The 17,111-nt window shown below is 53.8% G+C and carries 12 protein-coding genes; 11 read left to right on the top strand and 1 reads right to left on the bottom strand.

Annotated elements, in window-relative coordinates; translation table 11 throughout:
- Window positions 1-19 precede the first annotated feature (19 nt).
- The 8 genes from B5M42_RS12555 (at window position 20) to B5M42_RS12520 (ending at window position 9,371) form a co-directional block, all read left to right on the top strand.
- The gene (locus B5M42_RS12555; protein WP_134754358.1) at window positions 20-835 is read left to right on the top strand and encodes a response regulator transcription factor; all 816 of its coding nucleotides are present in this window, start codon (window positions 20-22) and stop codon (window positions 833-835) included.
- Window positions 836-875: 40 nt separating this feature from the next.
- Entirely contained in the window at window positions 876-2,231 is a 1,356-nt protein-coding gene (locus tag B5M42_RS12550) for a nucleotide sugar dehydrogenase (protein ID WP_134754356.1), read from the top strand.
- Between the two features lie 31 nt (window positions 2,232-2,262).
- Window positions 2,263-4,092, top strand: a complete 1,830-nt coding sequence (gene glmS / locus B5M42_RS12545) for a glutamine--fructose-6-phosphate transaminase (isomerizing) (protein WP_134754354.1) — start codon at window positions 2,263-2,265, stop codon at window positions 4,090-4,092.
- 26 nt (window positions 4,093-4,118) lie between these two features.
- Window positions 4,119-4,880 carry a sugar phosphate nucleotidyltransferase gene (locus tag B5M42_RS12540; protein ID WP_134754352.1) on the top strand — a complete coding sequence of 254 codons (762 nt, stop codon included), beginning with the start codon at window positions 4,119-4,121 and terminating at the stop codon, window positions 4,878-4,880.
- 25 nt (window positions 4,881-4,905) lie between these two features.
- Window positions 4,906-6,219 carry a stalk domain-containing protein gene (locus B5M42_RS12535; protein WP_134754350.1) on the top strand — a complete coding sequence of 438 codons (1,314 nt, stop codon included), beginning with the start codon at window positions 4,906-4,908 and terminating at the stop codon, window positions 6,217-6,219.
- Window positions 6,216-7,091 carry a hypothetical protein gene (locus B5M42_RS12530; protein ID WP_134754348.1) on the top strand — a complete coding sequence of 292 codons (876 nt, stop codon included), beginning with the start codon at window positions 6,216-6,218 and terminating at the stop codon, window positions 7,089-7,091. The genes B5M42_RS12535 and B5M42_RS12530 overlap by 4 nt, the downstream gene beginning before the upstream one ends.
- Before the next feature lie 97 nt (window positions 7,092-7,188).
- Window positions 7,189-7,890: a response regulator transcription factor gene (locus B5M42_RS12525; RefSeq protein ID WP_134754346.1), complete on the top strand. Its 702-nt coding sequence runs from the start codon at window positions 7,189-7,191 to the stop codon at window positions 7,888-7,890.
- On the top strand, window positions 7,881-9,371 hold the full coding sequence (locus B5M42_RS12520; protein ID WP_134754344.1) for a sensor histidine kinase: 1,491 nt from the start codon (window positions 7,881-7,883) through the stop codon (window positions 9,369-9,371). The genes B5M42_RS12525 and B5M42_RS12520 overlap by 10 nt, the downstream gene beginning before the upstream one ends.
- Before the next feature lie 120 nt (window positions 9,372-9,491).
- Here the strand turns inward: B5M42_RS12520 and B5M42_RS12515 are convergent, their stop codons facing one another.
- On the bottom strand, window positions 9,492-12,341 hold the full coding sequence (locus tag B5M42_RS12515) for a galactose-binding domain-containing protein (protein ID WP_134754342.1): 2,850 nt from the start codon (window positions 12,339-12,341) through the stop codon (window positions 9,492-9,494).
- Window positions 12,342-12,794: 453 nt separating this feature from the next.
- On the opposite strand from B5M42_RS12515, the gene B5M42_RS12510 reads away from it, so the two are divergent.
- The 3 genes from B5M42_RS12510 (at window position 12,795) to B5M42_RS12500 (ending at window position 17,071) form a co-directional block, all read left to right on the top strand.
- The gene (locus tag B5M42_RS12510) at window positions 12,795-14,237 is read left to right on the top strand and encodes a glycosyl hydrolase (RefSeq protein WP_209280739.1); all 1,443 of its coding nucleotides are present in this window, start codon (window positions 12,795-12,797) and stop codon (window positions 14,235-14,237) included.
- A 235-nt stretch (window positions 14,238-14,472) separates the two neighbouring features.
- Window positions 14,473-15,534 (top strand): LacI family DNA-binding transcriptional regulator, encoded by a 1,062-nt coding sequence (locus tag B5M42_RS12505; protein ID WP_134754340.1) that lies wholly within the window; start codon window positions 14,473-14,475, stop codon window positions 15,532-15,534.
- Between the two features lie 226 nt (window positions 15,535-15,760).
- Entirely contained in the window at window positions 15,761-17,071 is a 1,311-nt protein-coding gene (locus B5M42_RS12500; protein ID WP_134754338.1) for an ABC transporter substrate-binding protein, read from the top strand.
- Window positions 17,072-17,111: the final 40 nt, after the last annotated feature.

The following is a 17,111-nucleotide window of genomic DNA, read 5'->3' as shown; positions in this document are numbered from 1 at the left end:
GACAAGAGGAGTGGAGAAGATGGCCGTATTAGCTCATGATCCGATCCAAGAAGCAACCTTGCAAGCAGCGGAGCGCGTTCAAGTTTTCTATGAAAAAGGCGTCCCGTGCGGGATGATCCTTGCGCCGTGCGCTGCCGTCAATCAGACGGTGCTGGAACAGATGCAAATCTATATGAACGGCTTTGCGCCGGATTTGAAACTTCATGGCTTCTACTTGGAGCCAAGCGGCTTTCTCGGCATCGTGCTGGCCGGGCAAAAGCTGATCAACGCCCACTATGCGTCGCTTGTGCTGAAGGAATTTCTGGAGCAGCAAGCTTTGCTCGAAGGGCAAGTGGTCGTCGCCAGCTTCCCGGAAAGCGGGAAATGGACGGAGCAAGCGTTGTCGCACATGCTCCATATGACGCAGCAAGGCAAAGGCGAGAGCCGGGACATTCATCTGTTCATGCATCACGGCGCGCAGCAGGCAATTACCTCGATTCTGATCGCCGATCCGGACGAGGTCAGCAGAGAGTTCGTCAAGCTGCGGCTGGAAATGAACGGCTACCAAGTGGAAGAAGCCAAGGACGGCAGCGAAGCGCTTGAGAAATTCGACAAAACGATGCCCCAGTTGGTGATCACCGAGCTGAACCTGCCTGTGCTCGACGGCTATCAATTGATCGACAAAATCAAGCGGGATTATGGCGGCGAAGGGCAAGTCATCGTGCTGACGGACAAGCAGCTGCCCAAAAGCATGGACCGTGCGTTTGAATTGGGCGCAGCCGATTATGTGACGAAGCCCTTTTCGATGTCGGAGCTGGAGTGGAGAATCAAGAAACTCGGCTCCCGTCTGGGTTAGGTTAGCCAATCAACGTGAAAACAGGGAGGGCGAAAATAACATGAACGCATATAACCATTTAAAATACAAAATTCAGACCCAAACGGCCGAAATCGGGGTCATCGGTCTCGGCTACGTCGGATTGCCTTTATGCATGGAGATGGTGAAGGGCGGGTTTACGGTCTACGGCATCGATCTTGATTTCCGCAAGGTCGAGGCGCTGCAAAACGGCCAATCGTACATTCAGGACGTGCCGCAAGAGGAGGTGGCCGCAGCGATGGCATCCGGCCGGTTTATTCCGACCGATGACTACCATACTGTGCAAAGGCTGGATGCGATCAGCATTTGCGTGCCGACGCCGCTTAGCGAGAATCAGGACCCGGATACCTCGTATATTCAAAGTGTCGTGCGGGAAATCAAAAAGAACCTCAAGCGGGGAGCCTTGATCATTCTCGAAAGCACCACCTATCCGGGCACGACGGAGGAGCTGATCCAGCTTGAGCTGGAGGTGCAAGGGCTCAAGGTCGGCAAGGATTTCTTCCTGTGCTTCTCGCCGGAGCGGGTCGATCCGGGCAATCCGAACTTCAACACCTTCAATACGCCCAAGGTGATCGGCGGTACGACCGAAGCGTGCATCGACCTCGGTGTGACCTTGTACAGCCACGTCGTCAAGGAAGTGGTCCCTGTCTCGTCGCCGAAGGTGGCGGAAATGTCCAAGCTGCTGGAGAATACGTTCCGCAGCATCAACATTGCCTTCATTAACGAAATGGCGATGATGTGCGACAAAATGGAAATTGACGTCTGGGAGGTCATCAAGGCGGCTTCGACGAAGCCGTTCGGCTTCATGCCGTTCCATCCGGGGCCCGGCATCGGCGGCCATTGCATTCCGCTCGATCCGATGTACTTATCGTGGAAAGCGAAGGAATTCCGCTTCTACAGCAAGTTTATCGAGCTGGCGCAGTCGATCAACGATAACATGCCGGAGTATGTGCGCTACAAAGCTTCGCAGGTGCTCAATATGTATGCCAAATCGATCCGCAATTCCAGGATTCTGATTCTGGGTATGGCTTATAAGCCCGATGTGGACGATCTCCGCGAATCGCCGGGGCTGGAGCTGTACGAGCTGCTGAGCGAAAGCGGCGCGTATGTGGACTACTATGATCCGCATGCCGTCTCGTACCGCGATAAAGAGGAGCGCACGGTGCAATCTGTGGATTACGATTTGTCTGCTTTCGCTAGCTATGACTGCATGGTCCTGATTACGAATCACCACGCCTTCAACAATCGTGAGCTGGCCGGGCTGGGTGTGCCGATCATCGATACGCGCAACGCTTTTGCCGACATTCAAGCCGACAATATTTATAAATTGGGTACGGGCATCCGCAAGCAGGAAGTGAAATTCGCCGTAGGCGTATAACCTTATTTTCCCATAGAGAGGAGAAACAACGATGTGTGGAATTATCGGGTATATCGGACGAAGAGACGTGCAGCCGATTTTGCTGAACGGATTGAGCAAGCTGGAGTACAGAGGCTATGATTCCGCGGGCATCGCGGTGCTGGTGCAGGATCGGGTCAAGATCAGCAAAGCGGAAGGGCGTCTGGCCAACCTGTCGGGGCAACTGGACAAGCAGCCGTTGAAGGGAACGGCCGGGATCGGGCATACGCGCTGGGCTACGCATGGCAAGCCGTCGGATGTGAACTCCCATCCGCATACGGATATGTCGGGGAAATTCACGGTCGTGCACAACGGGATCGTAGAGAATTATATGGAGCTGAAAAAAGAGCTGGAGCAAAGCGGGGTCGCCTTTGCCTCCGAAACCGACACCGAAGTCATCGCTCATCTGCTGGCCGAGCATTACGATGGCGACATCGTCACCGCGATGCGCGAGGTGATTCAAAGATTGCAGGGCGCTTATTCCCTCGGCGTGATGACGGAATATGAGCCGGATAAGCTCGTTGCGTTCCGCCAAGCGAGTCCGCTGGTGATCGGCGCGGGTGAGGGCGAATACTTCCTGGCCTCAGACATCTCGGCGCTGATCGAGCATACCCGCGACGTCTATATTCTGGAGGACGGCGATTTAGCCGTGCTGACCCAAGAGAGCATCTGCATCACGAACGTGGAGACCGGCGAGCCGGCGGCCTGCAAGCTGCTGCATATCGATTGGAGCGCCGACCAGGTGGAAAAGGGGCCGTTCGAGCATTTCATGCTCAAGGAAATTCACGAGCAGCCGCTAACGCTGCGCAATACGATGCTCGGTCGCATCAACGAGCGAAGCGAGGTCATTTTCCCGGAATTGGCGCATGCAGCAGGCGATTTTCAACAGGTGGATAAAATCTTTATCGTCGCTTGCGGCACGGCTTTTCATGCCGGACTGGTCGGCAGCACGGTGCTGGAGAAGCTGACGCGCATCCCGGTGCAATGCGATATCGCCTCGGAATTCAGATATCGCGACCCGATCATGACGGAGCGGACGCTGGTGATTGTCGTCAGCCAGTCCGGGGAAACAGCGGATACGCTGGCCGCTTTGCAAGAGAGCCGCAGACAAGGCGCCAAAGTGTTGGCGATTACAAACGTGCCCACCAGCTCGATTGCCCGCGATGCGGACTATGTGATCGCCACCAAGGCCGGCCCGGAAATTGCCGTGGCTTCGACCAAAGCCTATACCGCTCAGCTGCTGGCCTTCTATCTGTTCGGCATGTATTTGGCTCAGGAAAGACAGTCGTTGTCGGCCGAGCTTCACGCCGAGCTGGTCAAGGGCTTGAAGTCGCTGCCCGTTCAGGTGGAGAAGGTGCTGGAGAACGCCAACGAGGTGAAGCTGTTCGCCGAATCGATCAAGGATGCGCACAGCTTGTTCTTCATCGGCCGGGGGCTGGACTACGCCGTGGCGCTGGAGGGCTCGCTCAAATTGAAGGAAATCTCGTACATCCATTCGGAGGCTTATGCAGCCGGGGAGCTGAAGCACGGCACCCTGGCTTTGATCGAACAGGATACGCCGGTGATTGCGCTGGCTACGCATATGGATTTGTACGAAAAAACCGTCAGCAATATCAAAGAGATTAAAGCGCGCGGGGCCCATGTGATGGGCATTACGGTCGAAGGCAAGGTGGAGCTGCTGAATGCGGTCGATGAAATCTGCTTCATTCCGCCGTCCCCGCAACTGCTGGCTCCGATTCTGGCCGTTGTGCCGCTGCAGCTCATCTCCTATTACGCCTCTTTGGCACTGGGGAACGATATCGATAAGCCGCGTAATCTGGCCAAAAGCGTGACGGTCGAATAACGAGCGGGAAGGAGCTGACTACTAGCATGGAAGTATTCGCTATTTTGCTGGCTGCAGGGAAAGGGACGCGGATGAAGTCGGAGCTGCCCAAGGTGCTGCACCCGGTTGGGGGCACGCCGATGATCGGCCGGTTAGTGGACAAGCTGGAAGCGATGCCGATCACGCGGATTGTGGCGGTAGTCGGGCATCGCAGCGATCTCGTGAGAGCGTATCTCGGCACGCGAGTGACGTATGTGCAGCAGGAAGCTCAGCTGGGGACGGCGCATGCCGTTCTCCAGGCTGAGCGTCTGCTCAGCCGCCGCAGCGGATCGACGCTGGTGCTTACCGGCGATACGCCGCTGATCCGCTCGTCGACATTGGAGCAACTGCTGGCGGCCCAGCGGACGCAGGACAGCGCGGGCGTTGTATTGACAGCGCTCGTGCAGGACCCTGCCGGCTATGGCCGAATTATTCGCGATCCTGTCAGTGGCGAGGTCATCGATATCGTCGAGGATAAGGACGCCACGCCCGAGCAAAAGCGGATTCACGAAATCAACACGGGCATTTTCTGCTTCGATAACGAAAGCCTGTTTCAAGCGCTGCCCGGCATTGCCAATCACAATGCGCAGCGGGAGTATTACTTGACCGACATCGTGAAGGTGATGCGGCAAGGGGGAGAGTCCGGCAGCCGCAAGCGCTTCGCGGCGTTGATACTCGACGATCCGACCGAGGTGATGGGGATTAACACCCCCGAGCAGCTGGAGGCGGCGAATCGGGCTTTTTATGCCCATATAGGTATTTTTTCGTAAACAGCGACAGGGAGGAGTCTCCGGTATGGGAGTGAGTTGGGGAACGAATGGCGTCAGAGCGATGGTCCGCTTGATCCTGTGCCTGATCGTGTTCAGCATTCCTTTATTTCTCCCGGTTTACTCCCAAATCACCGAGCTTACGGTGAAGGTCAACGGGGAACCCCTGAATTTTACCGATGTCCAGCCCTACATTGACGAACAGACAGGCGCTGCGATGGTGCCGGCGCGGGAGATCGCCGAACGATTGGGCGCTGCGGTCGAGTGGGATCGCGCGCTGAAGCAGGTAACGTTTCGCCATCAGCAAACGATAGCTTCTTTTATCATTGGCCAGCAAGTGATTTCGTTGAACGGCAAGCAGGTGGCGCTGGATGCTCCGGCTGGTCTTGACCATAACCGGACGCTGGTGCCGCTCAGAGCGGTGGGCGAAAGCCTAGGGGCCGATGTGGACTGGGTGGGGGAACGCAACGTGATATTGATCACTTCGGCGGACAAAGCGCACAAATCGACCTGGATCTGGAACAGCCGGCTGATTGAAACGGAGGGCGACAGCATCCTCGAATTTGCAGTCAACCACAAGCTGACGGCCCTTTATTTGCCCTATGAGACGTTTCCCGCACAGGACGTTTACCGGAATTTTATCGGCAAAGCGAATAAGTTGGGCATTCGGGTGGAAGCGCTGGCTGGCCGATCGGATTGGATCTACAGCCGGAACCATAGCCGTATTCAGCAATGGATTGCTGCGGTTACCCGATATAACGCTGCGGCGGAAGCGACCGAACGTTTTCAGGGCTTCCATGTTGATGTGGAGCCGTACACGCTGGACATGTGGCAGACGGATCAGCCGGCGGTGCTCCAGATGTGGATGGAGACCATTCGACTTATCGAATCGGAAGTGAGAAAAGCAGACCGCAGCATGACGATGGCCTTTGATATTCCTTTCTGGCTGAACAAATGCGCTATTGCCGGCTCGAACTATTCCTTTAGCGCCTGGCTGCTGGAGAAGGCCGATCAAGTCGTCATTATGGCGTATCGCAATACGGCGATGGGCGGCAACGGCATTATTGCCAGCGCCAAGGCGATTATGCTCGAAGCCGGCAAGCTGAACAAGCAGGCGATCGTGGCCGTGGATACGCTGCCGAGCACGGAAGCGGATTACACGACCTTTTATAACTCGAAGGCTTCACTTATGGATGCCGAATTGAGGCAGGTCAAGGAGACGCTTTCCCCTTATCCGAGCTACGCCGGCATCGCTGTCCATGATTACGTGCGCTGGATCGCCCTGATGAACGCCGGGCGCGGAGCGGGTTCGCCGGACGAGAAGGAGGAGGAAACACGATGAAAATAACGCGTTGGATACTTGTGCTGTTGGCTGGCGCAGCGATCGGGGTGTCGGGAATGGCGCTGGCCCAAGGCCATGAGACGACGGCCGGTGCTTTTCAACAATCGTCTTTACCGGGGGGAGGTCTGGAGGTTCCGCCTAACGAGCGGATTCATCTGTCGACCGATCAGCAGTGGATCGCCTCGGAGGGCCACTTGTCGGACCTCATCCGGCTGCAGTGGACGAAGGACCGGGCCAAGCCGGCCCTCTCCTGGCTGGACGAGAACGGGAAGGACAAGGCGGCGATTGTCGCGCATGCCAAAGCCAATGACCCGGAGCAGCACGATCATAATCATATGTCGTTCGAAACAACGATGGCGCCTGACGGCAAAAACGCCAATGAACTGTTTACGCGTCTGGAAATTCCGTTCGATCAGGATGTGGCCGAGATTCGCACGCATTCCGCCAATTTTAATGTCATGGACGGGATTTTGCGGGTGGCGGGAACCGGCGGGGTCAATCGCGATCTGGTCTGGGCCCACTCGGACGACGGGAATGTGACGACGCCGCGCTGGGCGATGCGGGCCGATTCCTCGGCGGAAAAAGGGAGCAATACCGGCTCCAATCTGCAAATTATCCGCTATGCTGATGACGGCCAAGCGCTGGACAGCCCGCTGGCGATTAACCGCAGCAGCGGCAATGTCGGGATCGGCAACGCCGACGCCAAGACGAAGCTGGATATTAGCGACGACAGCATCCGCATCCGGCAATCGCTGACGCCGGCCTCATCGACAGCCCCCGGCGAAGTGGGAGAGATGGCTTGGGATAACGGGTATATTTATATTTGCGTAGCCCCCGATACGTGGAAAAGAGCGGCGTTATCTGCATGGTAAACAGCGTGTAATATAAATAAAAATTTCCCTGTTACCCCCTTAAAATGGAAAGGAAGTGAGAAATCTATGAGAGGATTCTAGAAAGGTGTGAAGACTTGTGCCTTGGAAAGTGTTGATTGCCGATGACGATCCGAATGTGAGAGAGATCATCCGGCTCTATTTCCGTCAGCAGCTTATCGAGGTCATCGAAGCCCCTGACGGCGTCTCGGCTCTGACCCTGTTAGCGGAAGTTAAGCCCGATATTGTGATACTCGATGTGATGATGCCCGGACTCGACGGCTTTGAAACGTGCCGGGAGATCACCAAACGCTATGACGTGCCGATCATTATGCTGACGGCCAAGAACGATGAATTTGATCGGGTGCTGGGCCTTGAGCTAGGCGCCGATGATTATATGACCAAGCCCTTCAGTCCGCGTGAGCTGGTTGCCCGTATCAAAGCGATCTTTCGCAGAATGCAGAAGGGGCAGCCGGCGGCTGAAGCCGATGCGGCTTCCCAATTCGAGTTTGACGATCTGGTGATTCATGTGACCCGCCGCGAGGTGCTTGCGGGAAGTCTCAAGATCGAGATGCGCCCCAAGGAGTTCGAGCTGCTGGCTTTTTTCGCCAAATCACCGGGCAATGTGTTTACGAGAGAACAACTGCTGGAGCAGGTGTGGGGCTATGATTTTTTGGGCGATATGCGAACGGTGGACGTCCATATTAAAAAACTTCGCGAGAAATTAAGCCCGTGTCAGCAGGTGTGCATCCATACGGTTTGGGGAGTGGGCTATAAATTCGAGGTAGCGGCATGTACCTGAATCCGAACACAAGCATTCTCCGCAAAATGCTGACCAGCTCCATCGTGACGGTGCTTCTCGGCTTGTGCGCGGTGGGGCTCGTCATCTCCTTGTTCGCCAAATCGTATATCGTCAATTCCAAAAGCAGTGAGATGATCCGCCAAGCCAAGCAGGTGAATCTGGCGATTCAAAATCAGACGGAGCCCACCGACAGCTTCAAGGAGCAGCTGCGTTTTTTCGATCAAGCCTATGATTCGCGCGTCTGGATCTTCGACCTGCATGGCAACATCGTGGCGACTTCTTCCAAGGACGAGGTGAATATAGGCAAAATCATCAGCACGGATGTGGTCAATCAGGTTCTGAACGGCGAACCCGCCATCTGGAATCAATCCGAGGGCTTTAAGGAAGGCATGCTGTCGATTGCCGTTCCTTGGGGCAAGGACAACGACGTCTACGGCGGCATTGTCCTGCATTCGCCGCTGAAAGGAATGGACGAGACGATCGCCCAGCTGCGGGAGACGATTCTGTGGGTGACGCTGTTCGGTATTTTCTTTTCCATTATCGTCTCCTCGTATTTGTCGTGGTCGATTACCCGGCCGATCCAGCAGATCGACAAAGCCGCCGCCAAAATCGCCGTTGGCGATTACAGCGAGCGCATCCAGACCGATGCCAAGGACGAAATCGGCGAGCTGGCGACGACGATCAATCATATGGTTGAGCAGCTGGAGCGCGTGGATTTGGAGAAAAAGCAGCTCAATCAGCTGCGGCATGATTTTTTGGCCAATGTGTCCCATGAGCTGCGAACGCCGCTTACGGCGATGCAAGGGTTTCTGGAGGCGCTGCAGGACGGCTTGATTGAAGAGGGAGCGCGGGACAAATACTACGAGATTATGTATAACGAAACGTTACATATGAACCGGCTGGTCGACGATATTACCGATCTGATGAAGCTGGAAAATAAGGAAATCGATCTGGTGTGGCTGGCGGTCGATGTGCAGGCGATGCTGGCCAAGCTGAGCTTCAAATTTCAACCGGAAGCGGAGCTGCGCGGGACGGTCATTCATTGCCTGACCGATGAGCATGCGCCGCAGGCCCATGCCGACCCGGACCGGCTGGAACAAATCTTGAACAATTTGATCAAAAATGCTGTGAAATTCACCGAAAACGGCACGATTGAATTGCAGGCCAGGGCGGTTCCGTCGGAAGGGTGCGTCCTGATTACAGTGACGGACACGGGCATCGGCATCTCGCCGGAGGATCAAGGGCTGATCTGGGAGCGTTTCTTTAAAGTGGAGCGAGGCCGACCTGTGAAGCATAAAGGCTCCTCCGGTCTCGGACTGGCCATTGTGCGCGAGCTGGTTGAGCTTCACAAGGGGAGCATTTGCGTGCGCAGCGAGCTGGGTCGCGGCAGCGCTTTTGAAGTGCGGATTCCGTTGTACGGCGGTCGTCAGTCTGCGGAACCGACAGCCCTGCCGGCCTTGCGGTTGCATTGCTTGCGGTAGGATACATATACATAGCGAAGGCGTACAGGTTTCTGTCAGTGAACAAAAAGCAAAGTCCCGCAACAGGGACTTTGCTTTTTGCTGCTGGGGAGCCGGGTGGCTATAAAATGCCGCTGCCGTTTACGGCTGAAAGGACCAGCCCGGCATTTCATCAAGCGTCAGCACGTTAGAGGCGTTATATAAAGCCGGCAAGGTGCTCTGGTTTTGACTGATGAAGTCCGGCCATAACATGACGTACAGCCATTTGTTTTGCTGGGCCAGCAGGGAAGCCGACGGCATGAACTGGCATTCGCCAACGCCAATCAGCTTGCCGCCGGAGACGCGTTGCATGGTGTTGTAATTGTTTTGCGTATATCCGGTATTGTACACATCCAGCGTGGCCATATCGAAATACGCCGTGCCGGGGTTATACGCATCGACCTCGGTACTGAGATTGGAGAAGTCTTGCACGTTCCAGTTCCAGATGAGGTTATCAAGCCCTTTGGTATAGGCCAAGTAATCGTGGGTAATCTGGTACAGCTTGGCGCTGCCGTTGGGTCCTTTGTGACACGACCACCAGAACACGCATTGATTCATTTCATGAAAAGGCCGGAAAACGACGACGACACCGGCATCCTTCAGATCCTGCAAATAAACGGACAAGGTATTCAAACGATTGATCCAGGCATTATACAAGCCGGTGCCCGGTGTAGTCAGCTCGACGAATTGAGCGTCGCTCAGCTTCGCCGGATTGCTGCCGCCAATATCGTCCCAACTGCAATATTCATCGCGATTAGGCGCACAGGCATGATACATGAGTGAAACCAATGCCCCTTTGTTATATTGCCGCTTCGCTTCGGCGATCAGGTTGCTGCGATTGTTAACGGCACCGCTGCCGAATCCAAAGTCCCCTCCCCAGAAGGAAGACACCTTTCCGGTCATGGCGGTAATCTGGTCGGTATGGCTGGTCGGATTGGAGGCGTCTTTATTTTCGATGCCCACCAGCGTGTGATTCCCGGAAATACTGCTAAGGTAATTCAGAATTTGTTGTTTTTTTGCTGCGGTTGAGGTGCTGCTTGCCGTGCTGCCGGCATACACTTCGAACTCGTACAAGGAGTAGCCGTAGGCTGTGGCTCGCTGGATGCCGTACATTTTTACATATCGTGCCGTCGTGGCGTTGAAGTTAATCGTATTGATGCCGCCAAAGCCGTTATAGTTGGCATACACCGTCGTCCACGATACATTGTCCGTCGAGGTCTGAATCTGGAATTGGCGGGCATATGCCGTCTCCCACTTCAGCACTACGCTGGCTACTGTTTGCGCGGCGCCAAGGTCCACGATCAGATATTGCGGATCGGCATAAGCGGAGGACCAGCGAGTCGTCGTGCTGCCGTCGACTGCGCTGCTTCCCGTGTAGCTGGCCGCTTCGCTGGACGAAACGATCGTCGGCTTGTTCAAGGCCAGATTGAGGTTGGTTGGGGCCGGCGAAGTGGTAGGTGTCGGGCTTGGCATCGGAGTCTGGATGGCGGAACCGTACACTTCAAGCTCGCCAACCTGCGCCCCGGTCGCACCACTGTTGGCGGTCACGTTCAGTTTGACATAACGAACTGCTGCGGAGCCGAAATTCACCGTGACGGTATTGGTGCCGGAAGCAAACGTGTAGGTCGCTGCTGCGGCAAGCGTTGTATAAGTTGCATCGTCGGTGCTTCCCAATACCGTTAGCGTTTGCGTTCGGGTCCCCCAGCTCGCCGGGAGCTTCACGGTTACAGCGCTAACGCTGTTATTGCCGCCCAGATCCACGCGTATCCAGTTCGGGTAGGCGTTCGCAGCCCCTTCCCAATACGTATTCGGATTGCCGTCATTGGCGTTGCCGGCTGCATAGGTCTGGGTGTAGCTGCTGGCGGTGATCGCTTTGTTCAAGGCCAGATTCGTTCCCGGCGTAGCCACGGGAGTTGGTGTCGGTGTCGGTGTTGGTGTCGGTGTTGGTGTTGGTGTTGGTGTTGGTGTTGGTGTTGGTGTTGGTGTTGGTGTTGGTGTTGGCGTCGATGTAGGCGTTGTGCCTGTGAATGTAAGCTGGAGATTGTCCAGATTGACGTTGGCTGAATCGGTCGGGTCGTATTTGTAGGCGATCACATTGCTTCCCGCATTCAAGGCCAGCGTCTCATCTTGCGTGGACCAGCTATCCCAGTTCGCCTGGTTGGCCAGAGTGGTTTGCTTCACTTTCGTGCCGTTTACATAGATGCTCAGCGTTTTTGCACTGCCGCTGGCATTGCCGAAGCTCAGCGCCGCATTGTAGCTGCCGGCTGTTGCAACATTCACGGTAAAAGCAGTGGCTGCGCCCTGTGTCCAGTAGCCGTCAACAAAACCGCTGCCTGTGTAACCGACGTGATCCGTGTTGATTTTGGCACCGCCAGACAATGCCGCGGCTTCGGCTTCGTACAAGCCGACGGGTGCTGGACTAGGTGTTGCCGACGCCGTATTGTAGACTTCCAGCTCCGACAATTGACCGGCCGGCCAGCTTGAATTGGCGGTAAAGCTGATTTTGACATAACGCACGCTGGCCGCGGTGAACGTGATCGTGACCGTGTTGCTGCCTGATGTGAAGGCGTATGCTTGGGAAGCCGCCAATGTGGTATACGCGGAATCGTTTGCGCTGCCCAGCACGGACAACGTTTGGCTGCGATTGTTCCACGCGCTGGGCAATTTTAAAACGACCTGATTCACGATGTTAGCGCTTCCAAGATCGACGCGAATCCATTGTGGAAAAGCGTTATTGACGCTTTCCCAATAAGTGCCCGAATTGCCGTCGGTTACGTTGCCCGAGCTGTAGACATCCGCATGGCCGCTTTCTGTCGTTGCTTTGCCAACAGCCAGATTGGTGGCCGCTTGGGAGTCGGCGGGGACAAGCAATAAAGAAGCGAAAAATAATAGGAATGCCAGAAAACAAAGGACCAATGAATAGGCTTTGCGGGACAATCTGTAAAACATCATGTGTTGGATACCCCCTTGATTAATTTTAAAATACAGTGCTGTTCTCCTTTCCAATCCGGCATGTCCATGCTGCCCTCTGCCTAAGATTACCTAAATTATACCTAAGGGTTTTTAGAGATGACGATGAGTTATATTACGAATTTTTCGAAAAAATGAAACAAATTTTAAGAAAAAGTGAAATTTAATGTGAGGGGAATAAAGTGAATTATTTTGAAAAATGATTAATCGCTGATTTATTGCCGAAATGAATATCGCATAGCCGAAACTGCGTATTTCACCCAAAATAAGTGGAATTTATCTAAGTTTAATTAATAAAAACCGATTTTTAAGAGAAATTATTAATAAATATTAAATAAAAATTTAAGAAAAAGTATTTACAAGTGGCAAAAAATGTTTTACATTTAGCTTGTTGAAAGCGCATTCAATAAATTTGAATCCAAATGGAGGTTATTTATGCTCATCACAAAAACCAAGAAACAAGCCATTCACGTTATGGTCATTCTTTCCTTGCTTATGGGAATGATCGTGTTGTTTTCCTCGGAGTCTGCCCCGGCTTCGGCGGCCGGCGTCAACCTGGCCTATGGCCGACCCGTGACGGTATCGTCGACAGAGTCGGGGTACCCGGGCTCGAACGCCGTGGACGCCAATGGCAATACACGCTGGTCCTCCGCCTATGCCGATAACCAGAATTTTGTCGTCGATCTGGGATCCGCTCAGACGGTGTCCAGCGTATTGATCAAGTGGGAAGCGGCCTATGCGACGCAATTTCAGATTCAAACCTCGACAGATAATGTCACCTGGACGACCCGATATGAAAACTACAGCGCAACAGGAGGAACCAGCACGATCAACTTTGCAGCAGTGAGCGCCAGATATGTGAAAATGTACGGCATCAAACGGGCGACAGCCTACGGCTTTTCCATTTGGGAGTTTGAGGTATATGGTAGTGCTACAACCACGACTACGGTAGGCGTGCTCGATTATTTGAAGGGCACGGGACGCAGCGGGACCGTCATCGGTGAACATAACCGGGAGCCGAACTCCGATCCGGCCAAATACACCAATACGATTATCGGGATTACCGGCAAAACGCCAGCGCTCTGGAGCGGCGATTTCCTGTTCTCGGCCAGCGATGTGAGCAATCGTCAAACGATGATCAATGAAGCGAAGAAACAATGGGCCAATGGCGCGATTGTTCAATTAATGATGCACGTCACTCCGCCCACGCAGTCTGAGCCCGGAAATTGGGACGGCGGTGTAGTCAGCAAGCTGTCGGATTCCCAATGGACATCGCTGATTACAAACGGCGGAACGCTGAATGTCGCTTGGAAAAAACGTCTGGATACATACGCCTCTTATATCCAGCAATTGAAGGACAGCAACGTCACCGTGTTGTTCCGTCCTTTTCATGAGATGAATCAAGGCGTGTTCTGGTGGGCCGGCAGACCGGGTACGAACGGTACGGCTGCGCTGTATCGCCTGACTCGCGACTACATGGTGAATACGAAGGGCTTGACCAATATCGTGTGGGTGTGGGATATGCAGGACCTGGAGAGCGCGAACAACTTTGTTTCGTCATGGAGCTCTTACAACCCGGGTAACGCCTATTGGGATATTTTTGCCCTCGACATTTACAATGGCGATTATTTCACGACGGCCAAATACAATGCGGCACTTACCGTAGCCGGCGGCAAGCCGATTGCGATTGGCGAATGCGCCAAGCTGCCGAGTCCAAGCGTGCTGGCGGCCCAGCCGAAATGGGCATTTGCGATGGGGTGGGCGGAATGGGTGTTTGATCCGATCAACGGCGTCGAATACAACACCGACAATGAAATTCGCGCGGTGTACAATGCCTCGAATGTCATTACCAGAGATGAATTGCCCAAATTGAAATAAGGAGCCAGCAGCGGCCAGTCGTCGGATACCAACCGGCGGCTGGCTGTTTGCTTGTGTCTCCCCCCTGTTTCGCGCAGCGACCACGCCTCCCGGTTGCTTCCTGCTTCATGCGTCCGCCTCTCTCTCGATGTGTTTCTTGGATTTGCGCGATTTTCTAAGAAAAAAATTGAAATAAGTTGAAAAATTGAGTATTGTTAAAGAAACAAAATTCAACGAAGAGTGGGATGAGGGATTCATGAAGAAAATTACGCTGCAGACCATTGCCGAGCATTTGAATGTTTCCCAGGCACTGGTTTCCAAGGCGTTGTCCAATGATTCGGCAGTCAGCGATGTCACAAAGGAATTAATCTGGACGACGGCCAAGGAAATGGGCTATCGGATGAAGGCTACCCGTAAAACCGTACCGGCTTCCAAAACAGGCACGTTGGCTGTGGTGATGCCGCGCGGATACATGCAGGATTTTCAATATTGGGGCAAAATATTGGGGGGCATTGACGAGGAACTGTCCAAGCATAGCTTTAGTATGCTGCTGTCCAGCATCGATACATCAAATGCCGACGCCAGAGACTGGCTGCCCGCCAGAATGCATGAAGGCCATGTGGACGGCGTCATTGTGCTGGGCCACATCCCGGATAATTATATGAACACTTTAAAGGAGAAAAATTATCCGTTCGTCATGGTCGATTCCAACGTACAAGACCCGCAGGTTGACCATATTCTATCCAACAACAGCCAAGGGGCGCAGCAGGCTACCCGGCTGCTGCTGGAGGCCGGGCACCGCAAGCTGGCGTTTGTAGGCGATGTTAACTCGGCCTGGAGCTTTGCTGAGAGGTACCGCGGCTTCAAACAAGCGGTCCAAGCGGCGCAGGAGGCCGGCATCGAGGGCATCGAAACGGTGCAAATCGAAGGCGCTGGCGTCAGCGGCGACGGCAACTATACATCGCCTGAGTTTTCCAATGCGTTAAGCCGCTACGTGCATCGCGACGATCCGGTGACGGCGTATTTTTGCGCCAATGACATGCTGGCGATTGAAACGCAGTCGACCTTTGCCGACATGGGCGTCTTGTGTCCGCAGGAGGTGTCGATTGTCGGCTTTGACGATTTATCGATCAGTGCGCTGACCCAGCCCAAGCTGACGACGGTGAAGGTGCCCAAGAGCGAGATGGGGAAGGGCGCGGTAGAACTGATTTTGCAGCGGATCAATGAGCCGGAGGCTTGGCCCAAACTGGTCCTGCTATCCACCTTTCTGGTGGAGCGTGATTCGGTCAAGGCGATTTCTCCGGCAGAAGCGCCATGATCCGGATGGCTTTTAAATGAATTTGCCGAAGATGCAGCATACTACGTGAGAATGACGGGTATGCTGTTTTTTTGCGCGAAAATCGGAAAACGTATTTTGAATGTATTTTTCAAAATAAAACATTAAAATTATAATTAAAATTTTGAATAATAGTTGAATTTTTATGAAATCCGTGATATCTTTATTCATGTAAACGATATCAACTACTTGAGAGGGGTCATTTTAGATGAAAAAGTATTTGTCGGTAGCGGTAGCACTTACAATGTCGGTTACGCTTCTGGCCGCATGCGGCAGCAAAACAGAAAACGCAAGCGGTGATTCGGCAACCAAGGCGACAGATCAACCAACGGCAACAGCGAAGCCGGCTGACAGCGATGCCGACAAGATTAAAGGCAAGATTACTTTCCTGACGAACCGCACGGATATGGTCGGCAAGGAATATGTCGAGTACGCCAAACGCTTCAAAGAGAAATACCCGAATGCCGAGGTTGAATTTGAAGCGATTACCGATCTGGATAAAACGACGAAGGTTCGCTTGTCCACGGGCGATTTGCCGGATGTTTTGCTCATTCCGACCATCGCCAACACCGATTTACCGAAATATTTTGCTCCGCTCGATGACCTCGGACTGAACGACAACATTTATTTCAAAGATTTCAAATCGACTGGCGGCAAGGTGTACGGGATTGCTGCAGGCGGCGCGACAGTAGGTATCGTGTATAACAAGAAAGCGTTTGCAGATGCAGGCATCACCGCCGTTCCCAAGACGCTGGATGAGTTCTATGCAGCAAGCGAGAAGCTGAAAGCGAAGGGCATCGTGCCGCTGGCTTCCAACTTCAAGGATCAGTGGACGCTGTATCCGTGGGGCTCGGAGATTCCAACGGTCATGTCCGGTAACGCCAACCTGAATAATGATCGGGCCAAAACCGACACGCCGTATACGATGGACAATGCTTACGGCAAATCGATGGGCATTCTCAGAACGATGTATGAGAAAGGCTATCTGGAGCCGGATATCAACTCCACCAACTGGGAGCAATCGAAGAAGGATGTCGCCAGCGGCAAATTCGCGATGTATTTGCTTGGCAACTGGGTGATTCCGCAAGTCATCGACAGCGGTACGACTTCGGATAACGTCGGCTTCTTCCCGTTCCCTTACGATAACTCCGGCAAGCTGAATGCTCCGCTGTCTCCCGACTGGGCTTACGGCGTCAACAAGGACAGCAAAAACCTCGACACGGCGAAGGCGTTCGTCAAGTGGATGCTGGAAGACTCCGGCTTCGATGATTTTGCCGGCTTCATTCCGGTATTGAAGGATAAGCAGCCGAAGATGGCGCAATTGTCCGAGTTCAACAGCTTCGGGGCCACGTACCTGGAAGGCATTTCCGACAATGACGATACCACGCAAATCATCAACAAGGCTCAATTCGTGAAAGAGGCGGTTGTACAGGATTTCGTTCTGCAAAAAGATCCGAAAGCGTATCTGGATAAATTGAATGAGAAATGGGCCGCTGCGAAGAAAGCGTTAGGTAAATAAGCCGATTTAGCAGGAGCAGGCAAAATGGATTATTCGGGTG

Source organism: Paenibacillus athensensis, from assembly GCF_004514475.2.
Classification (GTDB): Bacteria; Bacillota; Bacilli; order Paenibacillales; family NBRC-103111; genus Paenibacillus_AL; species Paenibacillus_AL athensensis.
Note: the sequence above shows the minus strand (reverse complement) of the source record. Positions and strands in the feature narration are given on the sequence as shown.